General features: G+C 55.1%; 1 protein-coding gene and 1 pseudogene. Both read right to left on the bottom strand.

Translation table 11 applies throughout. From position 1 onward, the window contains the following. Window positions 1-505, bottom strand: a 505-nt coding sequence (locus tag MUW49_RS18325; protein WP_244813058.1) for a transposase domain-containing protein, incomplete at its 3' end; no start/stop codon positions are given. A gap of 36 nt (window positions 506-541) precedes the next feature. After that, window positions 542-662 (bottom strand): annotated as a pseudogene (locus MUW49_RS18320) (IS630 family transposase); the annotation flags it as partial.

The following is a 662-nucleotide window of genomic DNA, read 5'->3' as shown; positions in this document are numbered from 1 at the left end:
GCATCGGGTAGGGTGTCTGCCGGTTGGTTGAGGTGTTACCCGAGCCGAAATGTGCTCTGAGTTCAGGCATATCCTGGGTTCGGAACAGGGCCCCATCGATGGCAAAGACCTGTAAACCGTGCCAATGGTCTTCAGGATAACGTTCCAGCCCCCACACATCGGCGCACTGTTTGAACAGCCACTCGAGCGGCTGTTTGCCGAGTCGCTGACGGGCCTGAGACAGGGCACTGTCCGCGAGCAAGGCATCATTGGCCAACCCTTCTGCACAGATGTTGAGGCGCCGAGCGACCTCGGAGATGGGCTCATTGCGGAAAAAGGCCATCCCCACGACGAGCCACAAGACCATATCAGAAGGTAAGCGGCGTCGGCGGATAGTGGCCTTTTCAGACAAGGCGGCAGCGGCAGTAATCCATTCGTCGGGAATATGGTCGGCAAAAATGGCCAGCCGAGCCAGCATGTCGCCAGATGCCTCAACAACATCGTTCAGATCGTTTGCAATAGACATAAAAAATCCGTAACTAAATAACTGATCCCAATAGTGCTACACCTTCGCTGTGCCATAGCCATTCCCCGGGAAAGGAGACACGGTATCCATGAAGTGTTTCACTCGGGCCAGCAGGTTTGCCATCCCTCTGCATTGATGATTGCGCGTGATGGTTTCA

The organism is Aeromonas sp. LsrichE-8G (assembly GCF_022869435.1).
Lineage (GTDB): Bacteria > Pseudomonadota > Gammaproteobacteria > Enterobacterales > Aeromonadaceae > Aeromonas > Aeromonas caviae.
This window is presented reverse-complemented; position numbering and strand designations above follow the sequence as displayed.